The organism is Falsiroseomonas sp. RANM36, assembly GCF_056682175.1.
The window spans coordinates 24,835-27,851 of sequence record NZ_JBWXTD010000008.1 but is presented as its reverse complement, the minus strand read 5'-3'; the positions used below and the strand labels follow the sequence as shown (position 1 = coordinate 27,851).

The window sequence follows — 3,017 nt, the reverse complement described above, 5'->3', positions numbered from 1 at the left end:
CCCGCGGGGGGCTTGACGCGGGTGGCGCCGGGGGGTGCGCTTGACGCCCCCCGGGGGCGGGGGGGGGGCGCTCGGCGGGGGGGCGCCGCGCCCGCAACCGGGCGCGGAGCGCTTTCAGCAAAGCTTCTCCGAAGTGTCTCGGTTCCGTAACGCGACGCAGGGGCGCTACATCGTCGCACCGAGCGTCCAGGGCGCGAATTCGGAACTGCCGAAATCGTAGCCCTCGCTCTTGGTCCGCTCGCCGCTGGCGACGCGCAGCATGAGCTGGAAGATGCGCTCGCCGCACTGCGCCACGCTCTCCTCGCCGGTGAGGATCGTGCCGCAGTTCACGTCCATGTCCTCCACCATGCGCTCATACATCGCGCTGTTGGTGGCGAGCTTGATGGAGGGCGTGGGCTTCATGCCGAAGACGCTGCCGCGGCCCGTGGTGAAGCAGAGCAGGTTGGCGCCGCCCGCCACCTGCCCCGTGGCGCCGACCGGGTCGTAGCCGGGCGTGTCCATGAAGGTGAAGCCCTTCGCCGTCACCGGCTCGGCATAGTCGTAGACGGCGGTCAGGTTCGTGGTGCCGCCCTTGGCCATCGCGCCGAGCGACTTCTCCAGGATCGTCGTGAGCCCGCCCGCCTTGTTGCCCGGCGAGGGGTTGGCGTTCATCTCGGCGCCCTCGCGCGCCGTGTATTCCTCCCACCAGCGCATCTTCTGCACGAGCTTCTCGCCGACCTCGCGCGAGACGGCACGGCGCGTCAGCAGGTGCTCGGCGCCATAGGTCTCGGGCGTCTCGGACAGGATCACCGTGCCACCGTGGCGCACCACGAGGTCGGAAGCCGCGCCGAGCGCCGGGTTCGCGGTGATGCCCGAATAGCCGTCCGACCCGCCGCATTGCAGCGCGACGATCAGCTCGGAAGCGGGCACGGGCTCGCGCTGCACGCGGTTGGCCTCGGCCAGCACCTCCTTCACGAAGGCGATGCCGGCTTCAACGGTCTTCCGCGTGCCGCCCATCTCCTGGATGTCCATGTTGCGCAGCCGGCCGGCGAGCTTCTGCTCTTCCAGCATCGGGCCGAGCTGGTTCACCTCGCAGCCCAGGCCGATGGCGATCACGTGCGAGAAATTCACGTGCCGCGCGAAGCCCGCCAGCGTGCGGCGCAGCAGGCGCAGCGGCTCGCCCATCGTCATGCCGCAGCCGGTCTTGTGGGTGAGTGCCACCACGCCGTCCACGTTCGGGAATTCGGCGAGCGGGTCCTCGCCCTTGAACGGGTTGCGCTTGAAGGCGTCGGCGATGAGGTCCGCCACATGCGCGGAGCAATTCACGCTGGTGACGATGCCGATGTAGTTGCGCGTGGCGACGCGCCCGTCGGTGCGACGGATGCCCATGAAGGTCGCGGCCGGCGTGATGAAGGCCGTGGGTCGCTGATCGACACCCCAGGCGTAGTCGCGGGAAAAATCGCCCATCGCGCAATTGTGGGTGTGCACCCAGTCGCCGGGCGCGATCGCATCGGTGGCGAAGCCGATGATCTGGCCGTAGCGGCGGATCGCCTCGCCCTTCGCATGGGCGCGCGTCGCGATCTTGTGGCCCGGCGGGATGCGGCGCTTCGTGGTCACGCCCTCGGCCACGGTCGTGGCTTCCGGGATGGCGATGCGGGCGATCACCACGCCGTCCTCGGGCGAGAGGCGGATCACGGGGGGCAGCGTGCGGGCGTCCATGGGGGCGTTTCCTTGTCTCGGGGCGCAGGATAGCGCCGCTCAGCCGAAGCGGAAGGCCGCGCTGCTGCCGCGCGGGCCGGGCGCGATCTCCAGCCGCGCCGGGATGCGGGCGCGCAACTCCGGCACATGGCTGATGACGCCGACCAGCCTGTCCCCCGCCTGCAGGTCGGACAGCACGGCGAGCGCCGTCTCCAACGCCTCGGCATCCAGCGTGCCGAAGCCCTCGTCCACGAACAGCGCGTCGATCCGGCGTGCCCCGGCATGGGCCTGCACCGTGTCGGACAGCCCGAGCGCGAGGGCCAGCGCGGCGCAGAAGCCCTCGCCGCCCGAGAGCGTGCCCGCCGGCCGCGCCTCGCCGGCATGGGCGTCCAGCACCTCGATATCCAGGCCGATCGCCGCGTTTCTCCTCTCGGGCTCCTCGACGCGGCGCACCGTGTAGCGGCCGCCGAGCATGCCGCGCAGCCGCCGGTTGGCGGCGGCCAGCGCCTCGTCGAGCAGGCTGCGCAGCACGAAGCCCTCTAGGTCCAGGCGCTGGCGCGTCCCCTTGCCGGAGGCCAGGTCCGCCAGGTCCTGCCGCAGCGTCCAATCCGCCTCGGCCGCCGCGCGCGCCGTCTCGGCCGCGGCGATGTCGGCGAGCAGCGTGTCGCGCGCCGCCAGCCGCTCCCGCAGCGCCGCGACGCTTCCGGTGGCGTCGCGTTCCGCGTCCTCGGCGGCCTGCCGTGCGGCCTGCAGCGCGGCGAGATCCGGCAGGGCGAGGCCGGCCGCGGCAAGGCGCGCGGCGTCGGCGCGCGCCGCGGCGGCGCTGCGCTGCGCCTCGCCCTCGCGCACGGATTGCGTCAGCGCCGCTTCCGCTGCCTCGTCCAGCAGCGCGGCGGCAAAGGCTTCCGGCGTCGCGAAGCCGGCGGCGCTGCAGGCTTCCCGCAGCGCGGCCGCGGCCTGCGCGGCCTTGGCTTGCCGCTCCATGGCGTCGCGCCGCGCTGCTTCGGCCTGGCTGGCCGTGGTCGCGGCGCGCGTCGTCGCCTCGGTCTCGGCCGTGCGCTCGCGCTCCAGCGCCTCGGCCAGCGCCTTCGCGCGGCCAGCCTCGGCCTCGGCCTGCGCGGCCAGGGTGGCGGCGGCGGCGAGGCCCTCGGGCAGCGCGGCGCGCAGCGCATCGCGCGCCTGCGCCCTGCCACCGGCATCGGCGCGCGCTGTCTCCGCCTCCTGCCGGCGCTCCTCGCGCTGCCGCGTCAGCCCGTCCGCCGCCTGCCGCGCCGCGTCGCGGGGGGGGGCGGCCCGCGCCCCCCCCGCCCCCCCCCCCCCCCCCGCCGCCCCCCCCCCCC

Annotated in this window: 2 protein-coding genes; both read right to left on the bottom strand. The window is 74.1% G+C overall.

Features of this window, described 5'->3' with window-relative positions; translation table 11 throughout:
• Window positions 1–165 precede the first annotated feature (165 nt).
• Window positions 166–1,698, bottom strand: coding sequence for a UxaA family hydrolase (locus AC1MIR_RS25770; protein ID WP_480031034.1), 1,533 nt, complete (start codon window positions 1,696–1,698; stop codon window positions 166–168).
• 39 nt (window positions 1,699–1,737) lie between these two features.
• Window positions 1,738–3,017 (bottom strand): SbcC/MukB-like Walker B domain-containing protein (locus AC1MIR_RS25765; protein WP_480031033.1); only part of this gene is annotated, 1,280 nt, incomplete at its 5' end.

Bases quoted from the DNA above. Each gene is read 5' to 3' on its own strand.
- AC1MIR_RS25770 (WP_480031034.1), bottom strand. From the start codon at position 1,698: ATGGACGCCCGCACGCTGCCCCCCGTGATCCGCCTCTCGCCCGAGGAC.